Origin of the sequence: Alkalibacterium indicireducens (genome assembly GCF_039522005.1) — a bacterium.
Taxonomy (GTDB): domain Bacteria; phylum Bacillota; class Bacilli; order Lactobacillales; family Carnobacteriaceae_A; genus Alkalibacterium; species Alkalibacterium indicireducens.
On record NZ_BAAADA010000083.1, the window covers coordinates 1 to 24383 of the forward strand.

General features: G+C 43.0%; 25 protein-coding genes and 1 pseudogene. 1 reads left to right on the plus strand and 25 read right to left on the minus strand.

From position 1 onward, the window contains the following. Positions 1 to 573 precede the first annotated feature (573 nt). From ABFX15_RS05180 to ABFX15_RS05265, 18 genes are all read right to left on the minus strand, one after another. A complete protein-coding gene (locus ABFX15_RS05180) occupies positions 574 to 1194 on the minus strand; it encodes a 50S ribosomal protein L25 (RefSeq protein WP_346024420.1) in 621 nt (206 codons plus the stop codon). A gap of 166 nt (positions 1195 to 1360) precedes the next feature. Beyond that, entirely contained in the window at positions 1361 to 2494 is a 1134-nt protein-coding gene (rpoD, locus tag ABFX15_RS05185) for an RNA polymerase sigma factor RpoD (RefSeq protein WP_346024421.1), read from the minus strand. Positions 2495 to 2520: 26 nt separating this feature from the next. Next, on the minus strand, positions 2521 to 4386 hold the full coding sequence (gene dnaG, locus ABFX15_RS05190) for a DNA primase (RefSeq protein ID WP_346024422.1): 1866 nt from the start codon (positions 4384 to 4386) through the stop codon (positions 2521 to 2523). Positions 4387 to 4913: 527 nt separating this feature from the next. After that, positions 4914 to 5483, minus strand: a complete 570-nt coding sequence (locus ABFX15_RS05195; RefSeq protein ID WP_346024423.1) for a hypothetical protein — start codon at positions 5481 to 5483, stop codon at positions 4914 to 4916. A 75-nt stretch (positions 5484 to 5558) separates the two neighbouring features. After that, positions 5559 to 6071 (minus strand): transcription repressor NadR, encoded by a 513-nt coding sequence (locus tag ABFX15_RS05200; protein WP_346024424.1) that lies wholly within the window; start codon positions 6069 to 6071, stop codon positions 5559 to 5561. A gap of 25 nt (positions 6072 to 6096) precedes the next feature. Next, a complete protein-coding gene (locus ABFX15_RS05205; RefSeq protein WP_346024425.1) occupies positions 6097 to 7809 on the minus strand; it encodes an ABC transporter ATP-binding protein in 1713 nt (570 codons plus the stop codon). An 81-nt stretch (positions 7810 to 7890) separates the two neighbouring features. Beyond that, on the minus strand, positions 7891 to 9975 hold the full coding sequence (glyS, locus tag ABFX15_RS05210; RefSeq protein WP_346024426.1) for a glycine--tRNA ligase subunit beta: 2085 nt from the start codon (positions 9973 to 9975) through the stop codon (positions 7891 to 7893). Beyond that, complete coding sequence (gene glyQ, locus ABFX15_RS05215) at positions 9976 to 10905, minus strand: glycine--tRNA ligase subunit alpha (RefSeq protein WP_346024427.1); 930 nt, start codon at positions 10903 to 10905, stop codon at positions 9976 to 9978. 303 nt (positions 10906 to 11208) lie between these two features. Continuing rightward, positions 11209 to 11364 carry a hypothetical protein gene (locus tag ABFX15_RS05220; RefSeq protein WP_346024428.1) on the minus strand — a complete coding sequence of 52 codons (156 nt, stop codon included), beginning with the start codon at positions 11362 to 11364 and terminating at the stop codon, positions 11209 to 11211. After that, positions 11365 to 12141 (minus strand): DNA repair protein RecO, encoded by a 777-nt coding sequence (gene recO, locus ABFX15_RS05225; RefSeq protein WP_346024429.1) that lies wholly within the window; start codon positions 12139 to 12141, stop codon positions 11365 to 11367. A 25-nt stretch (positions 12142 to 12166) separates the two neighbouring features. Next, a complete protein-coding gene (gene era / locus ABFX15_RS05230) occupies positions 12167 to 13081 on the minus strand; it encodes a GTPase Era (protein ID WP_346024430.1) in 915 nt (304 codons plus the stop codon). Next, a complete protein-coding gene (locus tag ABFX15_RS05235; RefSeq protein ID WP_346024431.1) occupies positions 13078 to 13482 on the minus strand; it encodes a cytidine deaminase in 405 nt (134 codons plus the stop codon). The genes era and ABFX15_RS05235 overlap by 4 nt, the downstream gene beginning before the upstream one ends. 13 nt (positions 13483 to 13495) lie before the next feature. Continuing rightward, complete coding sequence (locus tag ABFX15_RS05240; protein WP_346024432.1) at positions 13496 to 13894, minus strand: diacylglycerol kinase family protein; 399 nt, start codon at positions 13892 to 13894, stop codon at positions 13496 to 13498. After that, positions 13878 to 14351: an rRNA maturation RNase YbeY gene (ybeY, locus tag ABFX15_RS05245; protein ID WP_346024433.1), complete on the minus strand. Its 474-nt coding sequence runs from the start codon at positions 14349 to 14351 to the stop codon at positions 13878 to 13880. The genes ABFX15_RS05240 and ybeY overlap by 17 nt, the downstream gene beginning before the upstream one ends. Continuing rightward, positions 14329 to 15321, minus strand: coding sequence for a PhoH family protein (locus ABFX15_RS05250; RefSeq protein ID WP_346024434.1), 993 nt, complete (start codon positions 15319 to 15321; stop codon positions 14329 to 14331). Before ABFX15_RS05250 ends, ybeY begins: the two co-directional genes overlap by 23 nt. A gap of 666 nt (positions 15322 to 15987) precedes the next feature. Further along, the gene (locus ABFX15_RS05255) at positions 15988 to 16434 is read right to left on the minus strand and encodes a GatB/YqeY domain-containing protein (protein ID WP_346024435.1); all 447 of its coding nucleotides are present in this window, start codon (positions 16432 to 16434) and stop codon (positions 15988 to 15990) included. A gap of 49 nt (positions 16435 to 16483) precedes the next feature. Next, positions 16484 to 16657, minus strand: coding sequence for a 30S ribosomal protein S21 (gene rpsU, locus ABFX15_RS05260; RefSeq protein ID WP_091263960.1), 174 nt, complete (start codon positions 16655 to 16657; stop codon positions 16484 to 16486). 227 nt (positions 16658 to 16884) lie between these two features. Then, entirely contained in the window at positions 16885 to 17307 is a 423-nt protein-coding gene (locus ABFX15_RS05265) for a Fur family transcriptional regulator (RefSeq protein ID WP_346024436.1), read from the minus strand. A gap of 136 nt (positions 17308 to 17443) precedes the next feature. Between ABFX15_RS05265 and ABFX15_RS05270 the strand changes: the two are divergent. After that, a pseudogene (locus ABFX15_RS05270) lies at positions 17444 to 18253 on the plus strand (pyruvate, water dikinase regulatory protein). 64 nt (positions 18254 to 18317) lie between these two features. On the opposite strand, the gene ABFX15_RS05275 reads toward ABFX15_RS05270, so the two are convergent. The 7 genes from ABFX15_RS05275 to ABFX15_RS05305 form a co-directional block, all read right to left on the minus strand. Further along, positions 18318 to 19802, minus strand: a complete 1485-nt coding sequence (locus tag ABFX15_RS05275; RefSeq protein WP_346024437.1) for an MDR family MFS transporter — start codon at positions 19800 to 19802, stop codon at positions 18318 to 18320. 140 nt (positions 19803 to 19942) lie between these two features. After that, positions 19943 to 20347 carry a rhodanese-like domain-containing protein gene (locus ABFX15_RS05280; RefSeq protein WP_346024438.1) on the minus strand — a complete coding sequence of 135 codons (405 nt, stop codon included), beginning with the start codon at positions 20345 to 20347 and terminating at the stop codon, positions 19943 to 19945. Between the two features lie 73 nt (positions 20348 to 20420). Continuing rightward, the gene (locus ABFX15_RS05285; RefSeq protein ID WP_346024439.1) at positions 20421 to 21527 is read right to left on the minus strand and encodes a YqgU-like beta propeller domain-containing protein; all 1107 of its coding nucleotides are present in this window, start codon (positions 21525 to 21527) and stop codon (positions 20421 to 20423) included. 57 nt (positions 21528 to 21584) lie between these two features. Continuing rightward, positions 21585 to 22571 carry an ROK family glucokinase gene (locus ABFX15_RS05290; RefSeq protein ID WP_346024440.1) on the minus strand — a complete coding sequence of 329 codons (987 nt, stop codon included), beginning with the start codon at positions 22569 to 22571 and terminating at the stop codon, positions 21585 to 21587. Between the two features lie 18 nt (positions 22572 to 22589). Further along, the gene (locus tag ABFX15_RS05295; RefSeq protein WP_346024441.1) at positions 22590 to 23300 is read right to left on the minus strand and encodes a rhomboid family intramembrane serine protease; all 711 of its coding nucleotides are present in this window, start codon (positions 23298 to 23300) and stop codon (positions 22590 to 22592) included. 132 nt (positions 23301 to 23432) lie between these two features. Continuing rightward, complete coding sequence (locus ABFX15_RS05300) at positions 23433 to 23744, minus strand: hypothetical protein (RefSeq protein ID WP_346024442.1); 312 nt, start codon at positions 23742 to 23744, stop codon at positions 23433 to 23435. Positions 23745 to 23805: 61 nt separating this feature from the next. Further along, positions 23806 to 24372: a hypothetical protein gene (locus tag ABFX15_RS05305; RefSeq protein ID WP_346024443.1), complete on the minus strand. Its 567-nt coding sequence runs from the start codon at positions 24370 to 24372 to the stop codon at positions 23806 to 23808. Positions 24373 to 24383 lie beyond the last annotated feature (11 nt).

Below are 24383 nucleotides of genomic sequence, written 5' to 3' on the forward strand. Positions count from 1 at the left end.
CTTCTTTCTTTTTGTCTACTTTAATTTCTTGCCCTACTATTTTACTTTCCGACAACTATTTTACACATAGGAATAAATTTAACAGGAATTAATACAGAGAAAACCCCCGGATGACTTATAGTGGGTTTCCGGGGGTTCTCATAAAAGTAGTTGATCATGCATTAGGGTGATCTTTATTTACGGTTTCTTAATCAATACATTTCTTTCGCATCATGGTCTCCTACGCCAGTCGAGTTATTTGAGTAAAGAATTATATCCTGTTTCTGATCCCCTTCGTTCTGCAGCTGACTGATGATTTTCAACGCATCATCCGATTGTCATAGGTGCCGATTACTGTCTGATTATTTTTATCCATGCTATCTCTCCTATAAAATTTCTAGCTTAGATTAACCATCAAATATTATTATAGGAATAATCGGATGAATTGACCAATAATAGACCTTATGTCACTTTAGGATTTATAAAAATTTAACTAGACAAAGGACATCAAAAAACAGCCCATACCACCCTTAAAGAGTGGAAATGGACTGCCACAGATTAAACAACTTTACAACTTATTAACTCAGTCTATACTTATTCTGCGTCTTCGTCTTTTGATTCACCGATAACTTCTGGTTCAGGCATATCTTCAGTTGTTTCAGTCGTTTCTTCCTCAACTGCTTCTGGAGCTGATACAGATACAACTGTCAGGCTGTCGTCAGTAAGCAGTTGAGCTTCGTCTCCAACTTTGATGTCAGATACGTGAACTGTATCGCCGATTTTCAGTTCAGATACGTCTACAACGTATTCTGAAGGAGCTTCTGCTGGTGCAATGTTGACTTCCAGTTCAGAAATTGACTGAGATACGATACCTTCTTTGATTTCTTCTGCGCCGGAAATGTGAACCGGAATAGACATAGTAACTTTCTGCCCTTTTGTGAATGCTAGAAGATCAACGTGGTATACTTCTGGTTTAAGAGCAGCATTGTCCTGATCTTTTACGAATACCTGGTATGTGTCACCTTCAACATCGATATCGAATACACCGTTGTATCCTACTTCGCGGATCGTGTTTTCGAATTCTTTACGGTTGATCAGTACTGAGATTGTCTCAACTTCTTTTCCGTAGATTGCTGCAGGGATCTTACCTTCGTTTCTCGCTTTTCTTGAAGCGGATGTTCCTGTTTCTGTACGTTTAACTGCTGATAATTTCATCTGATTTTCACCTTCCAGGATTATATTTTAACTAACTAGCATACGTCATTACTGAACAAGCCAGAAATTAGTATAACAAAAATGTGACAGGAATGCAAAGAAAAGCGACAAGAACTTTACCTTTACAGTCTTTTTCGCTTCTCTCTGCCAGCACATCACATCGTTTCTACTCCAAAAAGTCTTTCAGCTGTTTTGAACGACTCGGGTGGCGCAGTTTTCTCAAAGCTTTAGCTTCGATCTGACGGATACGTTCTCTCGTTACGCCAAAGACTTTACCAACATCTTCCAAAGTACGCTGACGTCCGTCGTCTAGACCGAAACGCAGACGCAGCACGTTTTCTTCACGGTCAGTCAGTGTGTCGAGCACATCTTCCAGCTCACTCTTCAAGAGTTCATAAGCTGCATTGTCAGCCGGACTGGTTGCATCATTATCTTCAATGAAATCGCCCAGATGTGAATCATCTTCCTCACCGATCGGCGTTTCCAGAGAGACTGGCTCCTGTGAAATTTTTAGAATGTCGCGTACTTTTTCAGTAGGCAAGTCCATTTCAGCACCGATTTCTTCTGGTGTCGGTTCTCTTCCAAGGTCCTGCAGCAGCTGACGCTGGATACGAACTAGCTTATTGATGGTTTCGACCATATGAACCGGAATACGGATCGTACGAGCCTGGTCGGCAATTGCACGAGTGATAGCCTGACGAATCCACCATGTCGCGTACGTAGAGAATTTGAATCCTTTTTCATAGTCAAACTTCTCTACAGCCTTCATAAGTCCCATGTTCCCTTCCTGAATCAGGTCAAGGAAACTCATGCCTCTACCAACATAACGTTTAGCAATAGATACAACCAGTCTCAAGTTGGCCTCAGCCAGTTCCTGCTTGGCGATCGTGTCACCTTCTTCGATACGTTTGGCCAGTGCAATCTCTTCTTTGGCACTAAGCAGGTCTACGCGCCCGATTTCTTTCAGGTACATGCGGACAGGGTCATTTATTTTAACTCCAGGAGGGGCAATCATTTCTTCTTTTTTAGCTTCTTCAGCCGCATCTTCTTCTTTGTTCAGCTGCTTAGCCAGTGGGTTCCCATCTTCATCGACGACGCCGATTCCTTCATCTTCAAACTTCTGGATCAGATCTTCCATTTGTTCTTTTTCAAGTTCAAAAGGTTCCGCAAGCTTGTCCGTCAATTCGACGTAAGACACTGTCTGCTCCTTTTTCTTCTTGATTTCCTTGATAAACTGGACAACCGCAAGTTCATACTTTTCTTCAGGCTGTTGGGTAGATTTTTTATTAGATTTTGCCATATACTGACATGCCTCCTGATTAATCGTTAATTACTTTTCATTTGTTTAATTATATTTATGATTTCAAAACTTAGTGCTTGCTGCTTCTGTTTATCTCCGTTTCTTTCAGCCAGTTTCAGCTCTTCTTTTTTTGACTGAAGTCTGGTTTCAAGCGGCTGCCTGTCACAGATCACAGACAAGTAGTCCTCAATTTCACCACGAGCTATTTCTTCACTCAGAGATATCCAGGCAATTTCTGATGCCTTGCTTTTCAGACGTTCATCTGGAAGGAAGTCAAGAAACGACTGCAGAGACGTGTCTTCATGAGTATGATGAAACTCATCATACAACAGATAGAGCACCTGATGATCCTGATCTGAAAATGACAGCTCTTTATCCTGACTATTCAGGATCGTCCAAGTTTCATCCAGAGTAAACAGACGATGGAGAAGATTTTTTTCGGCCCGGGTCAGCGCTGTTTCTTTCGGCTGGTTCCGGTGAAACACGATAGACTGGACCGGCTCCGGTGAAGTGTCCTGTCTTGCTTCTTTACGCTTTTCAGCCCGACGCTCGTTCTGCTGTTCGATCACAAAGGTATGCATCTGTTCCTTCAATGTCTCAAGAGACAGATCGAATTCGTCCTGAAGCTGTTTAAGATAGAGTTCCCGTTCAATTGCAGAGGTCACTCGAGCCAGTTCTTTCAGCACAATTTCAATATATTTCAGACGTTCACTTTCATTTTTCAAATTGAGACCTTTGCGGTGGTAAGCCATAAGGAAACTCATCAGAGTGTCTCGGCCATGTTTCAGAAAATCCTGAAAAGCTTCTATTCCTTTGGTCTGAATATAATCATCCGGATCAAGTTTCTCAGGAAAGGTCGCTATCTCCATGGTAAAATGTGTATCCTTGCTGATGAAATCTGTCGCCCGCTTAGTTGCTTCAAGTCCGGCATCATCCCCATCATAAGCAATGACCACATGATCGGTCACTTTATCAAGTTGGGAGATCTGTTCTTCTGTCAGACTTGTTCCCATCGACGCGATCCCGTTTTTGACTCCCGCCTGCCAGGCTGATATGACATCCATAAACCCTTCAAAAAGAATGACTTCATTTTCGCGGCGGATCGATGCACGGGCTTTATCGTAATTGAACAGCACCCGTCGTTTATTGAACAGATCTGTTTCCGGGCTGTTCATATATTTGGCAGTCCGGTAATTGCCGGACTGCTCCATAAAGGCACGACCAGAAAATGCGACCGTCTGCCCTTTTGCATTATTTATTGGGAACAGAATCCGGTTGGAAAAGCGGTCAAGAAAAACAGCATCATCCCGGTCAGAAAACAGACCGGATTTTTTCAATAGCTCCGGATCGTTCAATCCTTCATTATCGAGATATAGTTTCAGTGCTTCTCTTTTAGGAGGAGAAAACCCGATTTTAAAGGTCTCGATGCTCTCCTTAGTCATTCCTCTATCAAGAAGGTAACGGTAAGCTTCTTCACCCGTCTGCGTATTAACGAGCAGGTGATGATAAAAATACTCCGCTTTTTCGTAGACAGCCAGTAACTTTGCCTGCATCGAATCCGGATCTGGAGCTGACTCCCTTGCTCGGTCAATCAGAGTGAAATCGATCGGCACATCAGCCAGCTCAGCAGTTTTCCCTACCGCTTCAACAAAAGACAAGCCTTCCATTTCCTGGAGGAAGCTGAAGACATTCCCGCCTCTTCCACAGCTGAAGCAATGATAGATCTGCTTCTTCTCACTGACAGAAAATGAAGGCGTCTTGTCATCGTGGAACGGACAGGATGCAAAATAGTTCTGCCCTGACTTCCTTAACTGCAGATACTGGGAAATAATCTGAACAATATCAGTCTTCTCCCGGATCGACTGAATGGTTTCTTCTGGAATCCTGCTCACTAGCCATCCCCCTTCGACAAAAAAGTCTTTTAATGGATAGACACACTACCCCTATAATAATCAAACATAAGTATACCAAAACAATGTGAAATTGTAAATGTAAGCACGTTGTAAAAGGAAAACCTAATCGTTTCCAATTCTAAATCGTCAAGTAGAGATACAAAATAAAAATTTCTATTGTCACAAACAAGATAGTATCTCCAGCATTGAAGGTTACGTCCATATATGGCACTAAAGTACATCCTAAGGCCTGATAATGCAGTTTACATACGATTACAGTGTGTGGACTGCACCCATTTCCAGTAGAGTATAGTTTAAATCAGACCTTCTCCACTAAAATGGATTCTACCTTAATTAAAATAAAGTTCGGGATTTAATCGATCATTGTACTCTAATCCATAAACTATCGCCCAACCCTCTTATTTCAGTATCAGAAGATCTGTAATATTAGAGACAAAAAATGATCGTCGAATAAAATCTGTAAACAGATCCTCCAACGATCATTAACTGTTATTCAATCATCTGTATCAGCTGACTTTTACAGCAATCTGATTCATTCGTTTGCCTAAACTCTTCCATACAACTTGGGCGATAAAGAAATCCACCATACTATGAATGACGGTACCTACACCGACAAGCATAAATACTGCATAGAAAAAGCCGTCCTGGTAGGTTCCGCCCCGTGCAAGACCAAAGAAGAATACGGAAACAACAAGGACTTCAGCCAGAGCATGTACTAGTGCGATCCAGAAAGAGAAGAACACGCTTTTGACCGGAGAACTTAAAAGCCCTTCTCTTTTCCCGCGAAGATACAGCGCTCCGACCAATGCGAATACAACATGACTCATGGCACGCATCGTAATAACTATTGGAAAACCTGCCAGTAAAAAGCCGACAGCCGAACCTAATGACACGGCTGATGCAATTGCTGGTGACAAGAACATGGCAAAGAAAATCGGAACGTGACTGGCTAAGGTAAAGGAAGCCGGTTCGATTAGAACTTTAATAGGCATGACCATCGGAATCGCAATAGCTATCGCGGTCAGCAAGGCAGTTACGGTCAGTCTTAATGTATTTGTCTTTCTAATGATAAACATCCCCTAAAATTAGTATGTATACAGGTGTCATGACACCTGTTAAGTATACCAATTCAATAGATATTGTCAATACACTTACTGGTAAAGAAAGCCTTTACTTTCTAAAACTTTCTTTATTTTTTGTAATCGGTCCTCGTTTTTAGCTTTAATCGTGTGTATATGGAGGCCTTCTGTCAGACTGCTCAGCAGTGCTGATGGATTGTCCTGGACTTTTGATATGAATTCATCTGCCTCGAGTCTGCTGGAAATATTCAGATCCCCCTTCAGCAAGCCATATATCGGATGTTCCACAGTCACATCGATTACTTCTCCGCCAAGATCGACTATAGCATAGAGTTCCTCTTTCGTATCGTCAGGAGAATGCTGGCATACCACTGCCTCGCTGACCCCCTCATCGATCTGACTGCGCATAATATAACCTTTAGGGGTAGAAACGATTCCAGCACCGGCAGCTCTAAGAAGAGCAATATCACCAACTATGACCTGACGACTGACATTAAATTTCGAGGCGAGTGTGCGGGCTACAACAGCTTCCTCTGACTGTTCCAGATAGTCTCTGATTCCTCGTCTTCTTTCATCGGCTTCCATAACATTCACTCCCAAGCATGGCTTTTTAAGAAAATTGTGCATCATATAAGGCTTTGTATGCCCCTTCCTGAGCAATCAGCTCATCGTGGCTTCCTTGTTCTTCAATGCCTTTTGATGTAACTACTACTATTCTATCAGCATTCTTGATGGTAGCCAAACGGTGGGCGATGATCAGAGTCGTTCGACCTTTTGATAAGGAATCCAAAGCTTCCTGAATAGCCTGTTCCGTTTCGGTATCCAGTGCAGATGTTGCTTCGTCCAGGATCAGAATCGGAGGGTTCTTCAGAAACATACGGGCAATAGAAAGCCGCTGCTTCTGTCCCCCAGAAAGTTTAACTCCCCTCTCTCCGATGACTGTCTCCAGTCCTCTATGAAGCTGCTCCACGACATCAACCAGATTCGCCATTCTGACGGCATTATACACCTCTTCATCTGTAGCATCCAGTTTACCATATAGAATGTTCTCCTTGATTGTTCCAGGGAACAGGAAGACATCCTGCTGAACGACGCCGATCTGTTCTCTCAGTGAATTCAAAGTAATATCTTTTATCGAATAACTGTCGATAGTTATCGTTCCACTGTCAATGTCATAAAAACGTGGAAGCAGATTACAGATAGTGGTTTTACCTGCACCACTCGGACCAACAAATGCAATGGTTTCCCCCGCTTTTATTGTCAGATTGATATCATTCAGAATTGACTGATTCTCTTCGTAGCTGAACGAGACGTCTGAATAAACAATATCTCCTTTTAGAGACTCCACTTCCACTGCATCTGGAGAATTCTGAACTTCCGGTCTGATCCCCATTTCCTCAAGCAGTCGTTTGAAGCCGGCAAAGCCTTTCGGATAGCTTTCGATCATCGTGTTGACCTTTTCAATTGGTCTGACAAAGACATTAGCAAATAAAATAAACGCCACTAGATCGCCATAACTGATTTCACCTTGAATCGTAAAGTAAGCGCCGAAGAAAAGTGCAAACAGACTGATCAGACGCATGAGAAAATAATTGTAGGAGTGGCTAACTGCCATCATTTTATAGAATAAATATTTCGATTTTCGATAAGCCTGGTTCAGCTCCTGGAACCGTCCTAGTTCATAATCCTCATTTGAAAAGGCCTGCACGACCCGGATCCCGCCGACGGACGCTTCGATTCCGGCACTAAAACCAGCCAGATCATCATAGATGCGTGTATTGACTTGTGTCATCCGCTTGTTGAAGTAAGCAACGGCCAGCGCAATGAAGGGTACTAAAACGAACGTCATCACTGCAAGAGGCACATGGACAGTCATCATCAGTATAAAGGCCCCGGTCAATGTGAAGAGAGTAATAAAAATGTCTTCCGGTCCATGATGGGCAACTTCCGCTATTTCAAATAAGTCCGATGTTAGACGTGTGATCAGCTTACCTGTTTCACGGTTATCGAAATAAGAAAATGACTGCTTCTGAAGGTGGTTGTAAAGATCTCTACGCATGTCCGTTTCAATATTCGTACCCAGCTTATGTCCATAATAGGTCACCACGTAATGTAGAATTGTATTGATCGCATAGACACCAAACAGGCCAATGGAAACGATGATGATCAAAGACCAGTTTCCGGTCGGCAGAATGGAATCTACGACTTGCTGGACCATAATGGGAAAAGCCAGCTCAAGCATCGCTACGATGATGGCTGCAGAAAAGTCCAGTGTAAACAGCGCTTTGTAAGGTGCGTAGTAAGAAAAAAATCGTTTAAGCATAAGGTTCGTCTCCTTCTTTGTTGAAACTGATAAACAGAAAGAAGGCAGCGTCATCACTTACTGCCTTCTGTGAAACCTATATTATTTAATAACCAGTCTGTCAAAACGGGCAAAGCCACTTGAAAGATCATCGATGCTTTTCAACAGAGCCAGGCGATTGTTTCGAACAGATGTATCTTCTGCCATCACCATCGTATGATCAAAGAAGTCATCGATCACTGGATGGAGTTCAGCAAAAACCTGCCACTGCTGGTCCGCATTTAAATCTTCTGACATAAGCTCCTCAGCCTTCAGCAATGCTTCGTATAAGTTCTTCTCACTCTGTGTTTCAAAGAGGTCAGTTGATATGGAACATTCATCATCAGCTTTTTCAGCCAGGTTGGATACCCGTGTCAAAGATTCGACCACTGCTTTAAATCCAGGCTGTTTTTTCTGATAAGCCAGTACGCCAGCATGATCAATGAGAGCAAGGATATCTGTCTGATTAGATTCCAGTACCGCTTGACGGACATCATAATCCTCGCTCAGTCCTTCTTCACCTGACAGCAACTGGTCCACGCGGTCTTTGATGAAGTCGATCACGACAGGTGTATTCTGCATGTAAGCAGCCTTAGTTTCTACAGAGATAACCGTTTCTGCAATTGCATTGATCAGCTTATCCAGCTGAACAGACACATTGAACGCCTTGAAGATTCTCACAATTCCCATGGCCTGTCTTCTTAAAGCAAACGGGTCATTAGAACCGGACGGAATCATATCGACAGAAAAGAATGACAGCAGAGAGTCCAGTTTGTCAGCTGCGGAAAGGAGCGCGCCAAGTTTCGTTTCAGGCATTCTACCGTCTGTACTTTTAGGCAGATACTGCTCGGAAAGCGCAGCAGCAATTTGCCTGTCTTCCCCTCTTTCAGCAGCAAATATACCTGCAATGTCTCCCTGAAGAGAAGTGAATTCGTTGACCGTCTGCGTGACCAAGTCAAACTTGGCTATCATACCGGTACGTTCTATTAGACCGATCTGTTCGTCAGTCATGTCGAAGTAAGGAGCCAGCAGATGAGCAATAGCTGTCAGACGTTCCTGCTTGTCGTACAATGATCCCAACTTTTCATGGAAAGATACAGTCGACAGTTTATTGACAAAGTCATCAATAGACAGCTTCCTGTCTTCATCGTAAAAGAAAGCAGCATCTGCCAGACGTGCACTCAGCACTTTTTCATTTCCTTTTCTGACCTGCTCGATATATTCAGCATTTCCGTTTCTAACCGCGATGAAATAAGGGAGAAACTTGGCCTGACCGTCATCCAGTCTGACTGGGAAATAACGCTGATGATCAGCCATTGCCGTTTCCAGAACATTTTCAGGTACAGCAAGATACTCGTCACTGAAAGAGCCGTAAAACGCTGTTGGATATTCGACAAGGTCTGTTACCTCTTCAAGCAGTTCCTTGTTATCCAGAGGATCTTTCCAGTTGTTGAGGGTACATAAAGCCTGAATCTGACTGATGATCAGTTCCTGACGCTCATTACGGTCGACGAGCACATGCTCTTCCTTCAAGCTATCTTGGTAGTCATTCGCATGATTCAAGGTAACAGCCTGTCCCAGGAAGCGGTGACCTCTAGTCTCTCTACCTGAAGGTACATCAAACAAGGTCATATCGACAACTTTCTCATCTAATAGAACTGTCAGCCAGTGGACTGGACGGATGTAACGGTAACTGTGCGTGCCCCACTTCATGGATACTGGGAACGACAGTGACGGGAGCACTCCTTCGAGTTTCTGTATGACTTCTTCTGCAGATAAGCCTTTTATGTGTTTTTCTACGAAGACGTACTCTTCACCTTTGATCGTCTGAAAAGTAATGTCATCAATTGATGCCTGCTGGCCACGAGTGAAACCAATCGCGGCTTTAGTCCAGTTGCCTTCGTCATCCAGAGCGATGCGTTTAGCCGGGCCTTTAACAGATTCTGTCTTATCTTTCTGTCCTTCAGCCAGACCTTCAATTTTAACTGCCAGACGTCTAGGTGTATTGAATACTTGTATGGAATCAAATGACATGTCATGGTCTTTAAAATGCACACTGACTTTGTCTTTAAGCTGTTCAGCAGCCGGAACAATTACTTTCGCCGGCATATCTTCCAGTCCGATTTCAAGTAATAATGAATGAGTCATTTACTTGTCCTCCTTTTCGCCATATTTTTCGATCCATTTTCCAGCCTCTGCTTCTCCAATTAGAGGGAATGACAGTTTTGCCCGTTCCTGCAAGAAAGACTTCGCAATGAGTCTAGCCATATGGCGGATTCTTTTTAAATAATCCGGGCGGTCAGTTGCAGAGACAGCCCCTCTGGCATCCAGCAAGTTAAATGCGTGACTGCATTTCAATACATAATCATAAGCCGGATGAGCCAGGTTATTTTCAATTTGCTTCAGTGCTTCCTTCTCGAAAGCTTGGAACTGAGAGAAGAGAAAGGCCGTATCACTGTGATCGAAGGAATAGGCAGAATGCTCGTATTCCGGTTGCTTGAAGATTTCCCCGTATTTCACTCCGGGTGCCCATTCGATATCATAGACATTTTCAACATCCTGAATATATGAGGCCAGTCGTTCAAGCCCATATGTCAACTCACTTGTAACAGCATCGACTTCAAGGCCGCCGACTTGTTGGAAGTAGGTAAACTGTGTCACTTCCATGCCATCCAGCCAGACTTCCCATCCCAGACCTGCACACCCCAAAGACGGGTTTTCCCAGTTGTCTTCAACGAAACGGATGTCATGTTTCAGTGGATCGATCCCTAGGGTTCTGAGACTGTCCAGATACATCTCCTGAATGTTTTCAGGCGAAGGCTTCATGACCACCTGAAACTGATGATGCTGATACAGACGATTTGGATTCTCACCGTAACGCCCATCCGCCGGGCGACGTGAAGGTTCAACATAAGCCGCATTCCAAGGCTCTGGCCCAATTGCTCTGAGAAAGGTATAAGGACTCATTGTTCCTGCTCCTTTTTCAGTATCGTATGCCTGCATGAGCATACAGCCCTCATCTGACCAGAACTGCTGCAGAGTCAGGATGATATCCTGAAATGTTTTAGTTTTTTCCATAATATGACTCTCCTTTTTAGTGATGCATATAAAAAAACTCGGCTCTATACTGACAGACAGCCATCAGTATAGGGACGAGTCTTCTCGCGGTTCCACCCTATTTCTGACCCGTAAAACGAGTCAGCACTTTATATCATTGCACTCCAGATGCCTTTCACCAGACCGTCTTCCATGGCTCACACCGCCCCATGGTCGCTATTAAAGACTAGTCTCGTTACTCCTTCTATCAATGTGCTTCACTTATTATTCTATCTTACAATAACTTTTAAAATTGTCAAACCAAATCTTGTTCGATAATGCATGCTAATTCTCTTTTGCTACATTAACTTTCAGTTTATGTTCCGCAAGCAGATTGGCCAGTCGATGGGGTAAAGTAATACGTCTAATCTGGACCTGCTGATAAAGAATCCCGACCCAGGCCAGAATAATAATAGCTGTCCGTCCGATCCATTCATTCATTTAATCTTCCTCACGTTTAAGCAGATTCTCCCACTGATGCATTTTTTTGATAAATCGTTTGCTTTTAAGATTCAATCCGACCAGTTCGTCATAGAGAATGTCGATCACTCTCTGAATCTCAGTTTTAGTCTCCTGCTTTAAAGATATAGTATTAATCTTGTCAAACGATACAACAGAAAACAGGCGAATGAAATGAATCGCCTTGGGAGACGCATGCAGCCGCCGTTCATCTTCATGAAAATGCTTTGGACACAGCAGCCCATGGTGTCTGCTTGAGTAGTCAAACGGTCCATCCGTCAATCCGCAGAAGATACAGCCTCTCAGCTCAGACATGACCCCAAAGTACCTTAGGAAACGGACTTCAAAAATATTCATGATGATTTCCGGATCAAAATCTTCTTCGAATTTATCCATTCCAGTCAGAAGCTGTTCAAACAAAAGAGGGTCTGCCTTACGGTCTTCAAGCGCTGCATCTGCGAGTTGAGCGATATAGGTCGCATAAGCCGTCTTGAAAATATCTGTCTGAACAGAGGTGTAAGACTGCACATTTTTTGCATCCCGAATAAAGCTCAGCCCTTCGCTTCTGATATCTGCAATAAAACTTGCTCTTGCAAAAGGCTGAATGGCAGACCGCAGTTTAAAGTTAGGATTCTTTGTCCCTCGTACAAAAAACATGAGCTTTCCGTATCGGTCAGTAAACAGCTTGACCAGGTAATCCCGTTCTCTGTGCTTCCTGACAGACAGGACTAGGCCTTCAACTTCTTCTAACTGAGACACTCGGTCACCTTCTTAATCAACTTAATTAGTACTGGTCTCTATTATAACCGTAATCGTTCAGATGCTGCTGCTTGTCACGCCAGTCATTCTGAACTTTGACCCACAGATCAAGATAAATCTTATCCCCCAACAGACGTTCGATGTCTTTTCGGGCATTCATTCCAATATCTTTAAGCATTTTCCCCTGCTTGCCGATGATGATCCCTTTCTGGGATTTTCTTTCTACAATGATCGTAGCGTTCACGACAACTTTTTCATTATCTTCACGCTGCATACTGTCAACGACAACAGCAATCGAATGGGGAATTTCTTCTCTTGTTCTTTCGAGAACTTTTTCACGAATCAGTTCGGATACAATAAAGTATTCCGGGTGATCACTGACCTGGTCTTCAGGATAGAACTGTGGCCCTTCAGGTAAATAGCTTCTTACTGTCTCCATCAGGCGATCAACATTGTTTCCTTCAGTAGCTGATATGGGTACGATTTCCGCAAAAGTCATCTGACTGTTATAGTCTTCAATGATCGGCAGCAGTTCATCCGGATGGATCTGATCGATTTTATTCAGCACAAGAAATACTGGGCTTTCGACAGTTTTCAGCTTGTCGATGATAAAGTCGTCTCCCGGTCCTCTTTTTTCGGTTACATTCACTAAAAACATGACCACGTCCACTTCATTGAAGGTACTCATGGCAGTTTTTACCATAAAGTCACCCAGACGGTGCTTCGGCTTGTGAATACCCGGCGTGTCAATAAATACGATCTGATCAGATTTTGTTGTCAGGATGCCCTGCACCTTGTTTCGTGTAGTCTGAGCTTTGTCACTCATAATGGCAATTTTCTGGCCGATCATCCGATTCAAGAGCGTTGATTTTCCTACATTTGGTCGTCCCACTAGAGAGACAAAACCAGATTTAAACTGTTCTTCGTTTGTATTAGTCACACCATATCCCCCGATTGAAAAGCTCCGGGCAGCAGTTCCGACACTGTTGTTTCCTTCACTTTTCCTTTTTTATTCGTCAGTAGAACCGGCATATTCGGCTCACAGAATTCAACGAGCACCTGTCTGCATGCGCCGCATGGTGAGATAGGTCCTTCAGTGTTTCCTGTCACGACTAAGTAGTCAAATGACCTCTGTCCCTCAGATACTGCTTTAAACATGGCCGTGCGCTCCGCACAGTTCGTAAGAGGGTAAGACGCATTTTCAATATTGCAGCCGGTAAAAATTTGTCCGTCCTTAGTAGACAATGCGGCCCCTACCGGAAATTTTGAATATGGGACATATGCTTTATCGAGCATATCCGTTGCTTCTTTAATTAAAGTCTGTCTTCTTTGTTCATCCATATTATTCGCCTCTTCACATCAGTATTTGTAAGATTTTTGGCAGCAGTATGATTGCACCGACCAGTGCTGCAAAGGAGGCAGTCACCAGTACGACGGCTGCTGCCATGTCCTTAACTTTTTTTGCTATAGGATGGTACTCTTCTGTAACCAGGTCTACAACATTTTCAACTACTGTATTGATAAGTTCCATTACAAAAACAAGGTAAGACACTAGAATAAGCCACAGCCATTCAGCTCTGGTCATGGGCAGCACAAGACCAATCATCAGCACGGCTACACCGGTCAGAACATGCACACGCATGTTTCGTTCCTCGTGAAAGGCTGTCCGGATACCCATGAAAGCAAACTTGAACGAATCACGATAGGCCCTGTTTTTCTGTGGGATTTGTTCTTCCTTATCTTTTAAGACCATATTCCTTCAATATCTCCTCTTGTAGTGCAAACATTCTCTTTTCATCTTCGTCTGTCATATGATCGTACCCGTTAAGGTGAAGAAAACCATGGACCATCAGGAAACCAAGCTCTCTTTCTACAGAATGACCGTATTCTTCAGCCTGTTCTACCGCTTTCTCATATGATATGAATATATCTCCCAGATCTCTAGGAATGGTGATGCCTTCCATATCGAACTCTTTCAGTAGATCATCTTCATCATCTTCAATTGCAAAACTGATGACATCAGTCACTTTATCTTTATCCCGGTATTCTCTGTTGATCTCTCTGATCTTTTCATTAGATACCACTGTAATCGACACTTCTGCATTCTTCTCTACAGATAATTTCTTTGCAGCAACGTTCAGCAGATCCTCGATACAGTCTGCCATATCTTCAGTGATTTTATCTGTTTCATCGTAAATTATCGTTTCCATAATCTTCCCTATCCGTTTCATTGTCGTAAGCTCTGATCACTTTTGCGACCAGTGGATGTCTGATAACATCTTCAGCTTCAAATTTGATATGACCAATTCCTTTAACTCCAGTCAGTACACGTTCAGCATGGATCAGACCGCTTGTCGTCCGTCTCGGCAGATCGACTTGGGTGATGTCTCCATTGATGACCATCTTGGAATTGAACCCCAGACGAGTCAGGAACATTTTCATCTGCTGCACAGTCGTATTCTGAGCCTCATCAAGAATAATGAAGGCATCATCCAGCGTACGGCCTCTCATGTATGCCAGAGGTGCGACCTCGATCGTTTCTCTTTCGATCAGACGATTCGTATGTTCGGTGCCAAAGACGGTATACAAGGCATCATACAGTGGTCTCAGATACGGATCGACTTTTTCCTTAAGATCTCCAGGTAGAAATCCAAGATTCTCTCCAGCTTCAACCGCCGGGCGGGTAATGATAATACGTTTCACATCCCCTTTTCTCATGGCGGCCACTGCCATTGCAACAGCAATGAACGTTTTTCCTGTTCCGGCCGGACCGATGCCGAAGACGATATCGTTCTTCTTGATCGACTCGACATAATCGCGCTGGCCGACGTTTTTCACTCGAATCGCTTTACCATCTTTATCTCTAGTGATCTCTTCTTCGTACATTCTGACAAACTGAGACAGTTTTCCCTGTTTAACCATCCTGATAGCGGAAATAATATCTGCTTTTTTTACTTTGATCCCTTTGTCATCAAGAGTCAGCAGCTGTTCAAACAGCGCTTCTACCTGACTGATTGCTTCAGGGGTGCCTTGAACGTCCATTTGAGTGCCTCGACTATTGATCGATACGTCCAGTTCTTCTTCTATTAAATTCAAATGACTATTCTGAGGACCAAAAAGTGTAAATAATCTCTCAGAATCTTCAAGTTCTATACGTCTTTTTTCGATTGATTCAGTCAACCAGGTGACATCTCCTTCTTATTAACGGTATTCCATTAAATCATAGCATAAAAACATTAAAATCTCTATAAAGTTGGTGAAAAGTGTTGCAATATGAGGGGGATTTTGATGACATGGTTGGTCTGTTTTTTTGGAAGTTATGTGCTGAGCCACTACTTGGATTGCACCGGAACTCGGACAAGATTTCCATTTGAGTTAAGGCGCTATCGCGATTGCATCGGAACTCGGACAGAATTTCCATTTGAGTTAAGGCGCTATGGCGATTGCACCGGAACTCGGACAGAATTTCCATTTGAGTTAAGGGGCTATGGCGATTGCACCGGAACTCGGACAGGATTTCCATTTGAGTTAAGGCGCTATGGCGATTGCACCGGAACTCGGACAGGGTTTCCAATTGAGTTAAGGCGCTATGGCGATTGCACCGGAACTCGGATAGGATTTCCATTTGAGTTAAGGCGCTATGGCGATTGCACCGGAACTCGGACAGGAGTCCAGCTGGAGTTGAAAAGCTAACGATTTTGCGCAAAAAATTTCACTGATAAAATCATATAAGTACACTTATATCATCAAGATAAGGTGTGACCACAACTATGTGTATATATTTCAGCTATAAAAAGACCGCAGATGACTGGAGACGAGATGTCCCCACAGCTGCGGTACTTTCTATTATTTATTCAGTTCTTCTTTGACGATGGAGCTGACCAGATTGCCGTCAGCTTTACCTTTTACTTTAGGCATCAAAGCACCCATGACTTTTCCCATATCCTTCATTGAGGATGCGCCAGTCTGTTTGACCGTGTCCTGCACGATTTCACGAACTTCTTCTTCGCTTAACTGAGCCGGCAAATAGTCATCGACGATTTCAATTTCTCTTTCGAGTTTAAGAACCAGGTCATCACGACCGGCCGCTTTGAACTCATTTAAAGATTCGACACGCTGTTTTTTCTCACGAGAAAGAACGGTCAATTCGTCTTCTTCTGTCAGTTCTTCTCCCTTATTGATCTGTTCGGTCTGTAAGGCAGATTTCAACATACGAATAGTAGATAACTTTTCTTTATCTTTTGCTTTCATCGCGATTTTCATCTCTTGATTCAATTCATCAAGACGAGCCATCTAATCACCTTCTATATGAGATATAAACTTTAATAATATAGGTGCTCTATTAGAATTTACGCTTGCGTGCTTCCTCAGATTTCTTTTTACGTTTAACACTAGGCTTTTCATAGTACTCACGTTTACGGGCTTCTTTCAATGTACCCGTTTTAGATACGGAACGTTTGAAACGACGAAGAGCATCATCAAGACTTTCACCTTTTTTGATATCTGTTTTAGTCAACGTTGTTCCCCTCCCCTCGTACGTTCAGGGCGTTCCTATTGCTTTGTAAAATCATATTAGTCACAATTGGTCTTCCCTATCAATAAATGATGTAACTGTTGATTATGCACTTGCACATAATAACAATTCATTAATCATTATATACAAATAAAGAGAGAGCGTCAACACCATGCCCAAAATTAAATATGGACAAAATGTAAACACTCTCACTCACTATACTCTGATGATCAGACGGCGACACAGCAGTCTGCACATTTTCCAAACAATTCAAATCGATGAGATGTGACTTCACAACCTGGTAGCTGCCCCTGGAACATATCCATCGGGCACATCTCAAGTTCACGCGTCTGCCCGCATTCGGTACAGATAAAATGATGGTGATGTCCGTGTACATCACAGCTGGAACGAAATAGTTTTTCCCCGTTCAGTTCTGTCTCTTCAACAACGGACAATTCTACAAATGTGTGAAGATTGCGGTAAATAGTGTCAGGACTTATGCCCGGGAACATTTCTTTCAAGTGATCCTGGACTTCTTTAGCAGACATATACTTTTTTTTGTTATATAGAATTTCCAGTATTCGCTGTCTTTTCCCTGTCGTCTTGTAACCATTCCGTTTCAGTGTTCTAACGGCTTGTTCAAAAGCTGTCAACAGAATCGCTTCCTTTTCTAATTTCTATCTTTCAGTATATCGGAAATGTCTAATTTTTCAAGGAACATTTTTTGTACAATTTTATGATCGAATGCATTATACTGAATATATAAACTTCTCGGAAGGACTGATCATTATGAATGGAAAACCCGCTGCAACAGTTTTTGTTTTGTCGGATTCTGTAGGAGGTACAGCAAGCAATATATATTATGCGGCAAGAGCCCAGTTTCCTGAAGTAGCATTCGATCTGAAGAACTTCCCTTTTATCAGACAGGAAGATCAGCTGAAAACTATCCTGGAAAGTGCAAAAGAAATTGATGCTATCGTTCTGCATACCTTGGTTAACCCCGAACTGGTCGATATTATAGAAGACTTTTGTCTTGAAAATGGTCTGACCTGTTTCGACGTGATCAATCCTCTGATCAATGAATTGACTTTGCGGTCTAATGCTCTGCCAACGCATAAGCCAGGCGCCAAGCATAAACTTGATGACAAATATTTTTACCGGATCGGTGCACTGGAATTTGCAGTCAAGTATGATGACGGGAAAGATCCCAAAGGTTTTCTTGAGGCTGATATTGTCATTTTAGGTATTTCTAGAACATCAAAAACTCCGCTCAGCATTTTTCTGGCAAATCAGAATTATAAAGTGGCCAACTTACCCTTACTTCCTGAATCTACATTACCTAAAGAAATATGGCAGGTCGATTAAAATAAAATCGTCGGCCTGACTAATGATGAAGAGATGCTGTCCAATATTCGAAGAGAGCGCATGATTTCATATGGCATGCAGCCGGACACGCCGTATTCAGATAAAAATCGTATTCGAAAAGAAATTAAATATGCTGATGAATTATATAAGAAGCTTAATTGCCAGGTCATCAATGTGGCCACCAAGTCAATTGAAGAAACTGCTGCTATTATTGTCAATTCACTTCAGAAATAAAACAAAGAACGTCAACACATATTGGTTATCTCTTCCGGATAGTCACATGTGTTTACGTTCTTTTTTATTTTCGTCTGACTGTTTTTTCTCTCAGGAAGAAAGTAAGAACAAAGGCAGCCAGAGCCAGGACGGTAACCATACCAAATCCGCCTCTAATTCCTTCAATTGTCAAGTTTGGCTTAGCTCCTCCTGCTTCAGCTGCTTCGAGAGTTGGTGTATTTGCAAAGGCTGAGACGATGGACATTGAAGCAAAGACGAGTGTAATGGCAAAACTCGAGCCGATCTGTCTCACTGTCTGCCGGGCAGAAGTCCCGTGCCCCATCTGATCATCGGGCAGAGCGTTCATCCCAGCCGTTGTAACCGGAATATTGAAAACGCCAAAGCCTATGGACAGCAGCAAATATACAGCCACAATATACCAGATCGATGTATCTTGTTTGACAAATACTAAAAGAGCTGTTCCAGCAAATAAGGCCAGTCCCCCTAGAGGCGCAATCTTAGCTACCCCGTACTTGTCGTAAATACGTCCGGTTACTGGCGAGATGAATGCTTTGAACATTCCTCCAGGAAGGAGAATAAGGCCTGACAGAGTAGCCGAACGACCAAGTACAGTCTGGATGTACATCGGCATGACGTTTGATATGCCTGTAATAACCATGAGTCCCAGCATAGTGATGATTACTGCAAGGCTGAAGGTCCTGTTTTTAAACAAGGAAACATTCAGCATCGGTTCGGGGCTGTGAAGATTGCGTCTGATAAACAGATAAATAAAGAGACTTCCGATAACCACCGACACCCAGGCTACGATCGAATCGAATCCTTGTGAACCCATGAACGACAGTCCAAAGAGAAGGATTCCGAATCCGATCAGAGAATGTCTAATTGATACCCAGTCTATCCTCGGGTCACTCATAGGTAGAACATCTGTCAGGGTCAAGATAGATATAGGGATGACTGCTGCCGAGCCAATAGAAAGACCGTAAAAGATAAAGTGCCATGACAAAGTATCAACAATCCATCCACCTAAAGCAGGACCTAGTGTAGGACCCAGTCCTAAAACTACTCCCATCAGTCCCAGGGCGCTCCCCCGTTTTTCAGGCGGTGATACAGTTAGAATGATTGTCTGCATAAGAGGAATGACCATTCCAGCACCGACTCCCTGCAGGGTCGTACCAAAAAGCACAACTGCAAAGTTGATGCCAATTCCGGCTATAAATGACCCAGCGCCGAAGATGATCATCATTAATACGAAAAGGTTCCTCGATCTGAACTTGTTCATGGCAAACGCTGTGATCGGCACCATGATTCCTTTGACCAGTGTGTAACCGGAAACGGTCCATTGACCAATCGAAGGAGACACATTCAAATCATTTATCATAGTCGGAAGAGCAGTCTTTATTGCCGTCTGGTTCATTATGACCATCAGAGATCCGGCAAATAGTGCTGTATACACCATCCAGTAAGGCACTTCATTATTATCGCGCCTGTCCAACTGTTTTGTAATGAGAAAGACAGCTTTTCTCCCCCATTTTGTTCGTCTAATATACACGGTCTGCTCCTTTGTGTTATGACACAGTGTCATCTGTGATTTTGCTTATAAAAAAAGGAAATCCTGAGCGATTTCCTTGATTTGTCATATTAAAATGTATCACTTTGCCCAAGTGAGTTCAAGTCCGATTTCCTTATTTGTCACTTGATAGGCTTTTTGCGTTTGATTTTACCGTCCCATTTCTCGTAGCCGTCTTTCAGAACAAATAGGTTATCGTACCCATTTTTCTTAAGCAGCAAAGCAGCTCGGTAGCTCATTGTCTTTTTGTCATCATAAAGATAGATCGGTTGATCCTTACGCAGTTCACCAGCACGCTGCTTCATCTGCATATACGGAATGTTGCGTGCGCCAAGAATATGGCCAGCATCAAAGTCGTCTTTACCACGAACGTCAACAATCTGGGCTTTACGCATGTCCTGCTTGAATTCATCATTCTCCAGCGCTGTCGCTGCATTCTTTCTTCTGAAATACTGAACCAGTTCCCAGATTCCCCAGGCAATGATTCCGATCCATAATATGATTGTTACGATTGTCCAATTATCCAAAAATAACTCCCTCTCTGTACGCTTATCACCTTCTATTTTACCGTAATATCAAGCAAAATTCCAGTCTGTATTTTCAGGAAGAAATGTCCACCAGTGAATGCATATCCCCTGTGTCCAGTTCGATAAGGTATTCGTACCGCCAGCCGTACAACACGTAATTCTCATCTGGTGAAAGACAAATCGGTGCATCATACGGTAACGGAATGATCTCCTCAACAGTTTCGTTTTCAAAATCCAGCTGAGAGAGCGTATAGGTCCCTAATTCTTCTTCTAGAATTACTGGTTCATCAGCTAAAACAGCCAGAACTTTTCCGTTCCGATTAGACTGCGTCAAATGTGGTTTGACGGGCTGATCATTCAGCAAGACTTTAGGTGCTGTAATAACATTACCTCCTATAAGAAATGGGTATTCATGAAAAAGATAGACTTGATGGTCGTTAATGTCGGAAGGAACGATACCTATGAAGGTATCCTGGTGGAGAAAGAAGTCACGGACATCTCGACTGATTACCATGTCTCCGTTTTCCTCTCTCATATCTCCAATGTAGAGGTCCCTACCTTCCAGTTCATCCACATAGACATAGACATTGGAGGAGTACCATCTAGGATATAGTGAAGCGATCGGTTTTGGAGTAAGCGTCTCTTCTTCTGTATTCCACACTTGAACCAGTATGGTTTCCATTTCTTCTTCACTGTCATAATCATAGTGTGAAATAAAGACTAGATCCGGATCAACAGCATTCCAGTCAAGAGTCACATAGCCGCTGTAATGGAGCGGAGTCGAATGAAGAATATTACCGGAAAGATCCATGACATTCAGAGAAATGGCTTCGTCGGTCACTTCCTGAAATAGGATTTGGTCTCTTGTGTGACTTATTTCTACACTTAGAATATATGCATGTTCTTCATATATCTCTTCAAAGTCTCCAGTAAAGATATTATAGGACATGAACTGGTGGCTTGCATTGGAGCCTTTGTGGATAAGAAGCGTTTCGTCATCCAGCCAGCCTATGTTCTTCTGGAACTGTTCCGGGTCAAGGTCCATGGGATGAGCAATTTCTTCTGTTTCGCTGCTGCTGTTGACACTTCCATCTGAAGAAGACCCGCAGGCAAATAAAAAGAGTGAACAGCATGTTAAAAAGACCCTCAAGGTTATTAAATATACCTTTTTGTCTGACATGCTGCTCACCTCATTGTGTGGTTTATGTTACAACCATTTTACCACATTACGTGAACATTATTCACTTATATGCTTATATACAGATTCATTTAAGACCAGCGAGCTCGCTCCTATGACACCTGCATCGTTTCCTAATTCTGCAATTCTGATATGAGTGTCTTCTCGAATAGTCGGGAATGCATAAAGCTTGAAACGTTCTCTGATCTTATCTGCAAGAAATTCGCCTGCCTTAGACACCCCGCCTCCGATAACAATGGTTGAAGGATTCAATAGATTTGCGATGTTTCCGCATGCTAATCCTAAGTAATCACTGATTTCATCTACTACAGAAACTGCGAATGCATCACCTTCCTTGGCGGCATCCATAATGCGTTTAGTATCTACTAAGTCACCAGCTTTGATCTGATCCTTCAATTTTGACGAATCAGGATAGGTATCCGCTCTGTCTCTGGCCACTCTGACCACACCGGTCGCACTGGCTACTGTTTCAAGACAGCCAAGCTTCCCGCACGTACAGGCGTAGCCTTTACGGTCAACAGTCATATGTCCTATTTCACCGGCTGCCCCTTTAGCTCCATGAAGAAGCTGGTTGTTCATGATTACGCCTCCACCTACTCCAGTTCCTAGAGTGACAAAGACAACGTTTGGTTCATTATGGCCTGCTCCGATCCACTGCTCGCCAAGAGCTGCGACATTGGCGTCGTTATCAATGAAAAACGGAATACCTGTAGCGTTCTCGATCTGTTCTCTGACTGGCTGTAACTGATCCCAGTTCAGATTGTAGGCCCCGATAACAGTTCCTGCGTGACGATCCACTGTTCCTGGGGACCCCATACCGATACCGATAAAATCCTTTGAAGTATAACCATGATCATTCATGAATGACAGTACTGACCCAATGATCGAAGGGGTGATGTGACTGCCATGGTCTGAGATGTCTGTAGGAATGGACCACTGATTCAGAAGTGATCCTTCCGTAGACACTACGGCAAATTTAACTGAAGTCCCTCCAAGATCGATCCCTATGATTTTCTTATCTTCCAAACTGCTTCCTCCTTAGTGTTAATTGAATAATCGTGTGATGGGAACCAAACGGGAATAGCCTATAAAGATAAACACTGCCACTACCCCAACGTAAATCAGCGCGTAAACAAACTGCCTCTGTTTATTTTTCTCCCAGGCCCTTGGGGCGGACAATGCATAAGCTAGAAGGTATCCACCCAGGAGACCACCGACATGACCAGCCATATCTACCCCGGGGCTTAAAATGCCGAATACCAGATTCAAAACGATCAGTAGAGAAAAATTCTTAGCCATCGCTCCTATCTGAGGGTTTGAAGGAAACAACTTTCCTAACACCAGCGTTGAGCCGAAAAGGCCGAACAATGCTGTACTTGCTCCTGCAGAAATACTCTGGTTGAAGGCGAAACTTGCCGCATTCCCTGCGATTGCACTGAATAAATACAATAGAAAGAACCGCCAGTGTCCAAATATGCTTTCGAGCTGGATTCCAAGAAAATATAAAATCAGAGCATTGAACAAGAGATGAGTAATCCCAATATGAAGAAACATGGGTGTTATGAGACGGTACCAGTCACCCAGTATGATCAGTTCATTTACTTTAGCACCGAGTAACACAAGAACTCTAGGGTTGGTACTCCCACCCATGACTTCCTGAACGATATACATAAAACCTGTAATGCCTAATAGAGCGTAGGCAATGAACGGTTTTCTGTTCCATCTCATAAGTTTCATTTTAGTCTGGTAATTCACATTTTTAGCTCCCTTAAATCTTTAAGTTTAGTATAGCATATTCCATTGTGTGTACCAATTTGAATCAGACAAAAAAAGTTAAGAGTCACACCCGCCATCATCTGCACCGGCTGTTCCTCTTAACTTATAAATTTATTCCATATTTCCGTCGATATCATCCTTGAACTCTTTAACTGCTTTCAAGTTCGCGTCCTTACGGTCCTGATCCTGATCATCAGTTAATTCATCCTGACTGGAGGTGTCCATATTACTCAGTTCGCTTGTTTCCACAGCGACCACGTGGTCAGGATTGATAAAGACTTTTTTTCCATTTACCAGTTCAAAACTTCTGAGCAGATCAGATTCGGAGGCATTATTGTCCAGTTGACTGGCTATAGTCCCTGGAGAATTGCTTATTGTATACGTTTTTCCGTTGGACATATAAATAACTGCTGTGTCAGACATGTAATTCTCTCCTTTATCTTTGATAGGTTAATTTTACCTCAAAGATAATAAGATACAAAATCTAACGAATGACTGCTTCCACCAGCTGGTCTCTATTCATATCAGATCGGACTGTGTACTGACCTGGGCGGATACGTCTGAACAGGTTGTTGTCCTCCAGATGTTTATTGAATGCATGAACGTCTTCGATTAATCCGTGGGCTTGAAGCTGTGAAGCAATGACGCTACTCGGTTCTCCTTCGCGAATCACGACTGTGTATTCTGTGACATCTTGTGGCTCTTCATCGTTTTCTTCCACTTCGTCCGCTTCATTTTCCTGATCAGACTCATCTGATTCGGCTTCCTCTGATTCTTCAGTATCTGCTTCTTCATTTTCAAGATCCGTTGATTCTTCATTTTGATCATCCATTGAGCTGTTCATCTCTTCAAGCTCAGCTGCAAGCTGTTCATTTTCAAGTTCCAGCGCGGTCGCTACTTCTTCAAGATACCGTATTTCATCCTGAAGTTCTTCGACATCTTCACTGCTGCTGCTGACCGATTGTCCTTGTCCGGCAAACTGAAGCACGAGCAGCAATACAGCAGAAAAGAGAAAACCTGTCGCGAGCATTCTAATATTCTTCTTTGACATGGTGTCCCTCC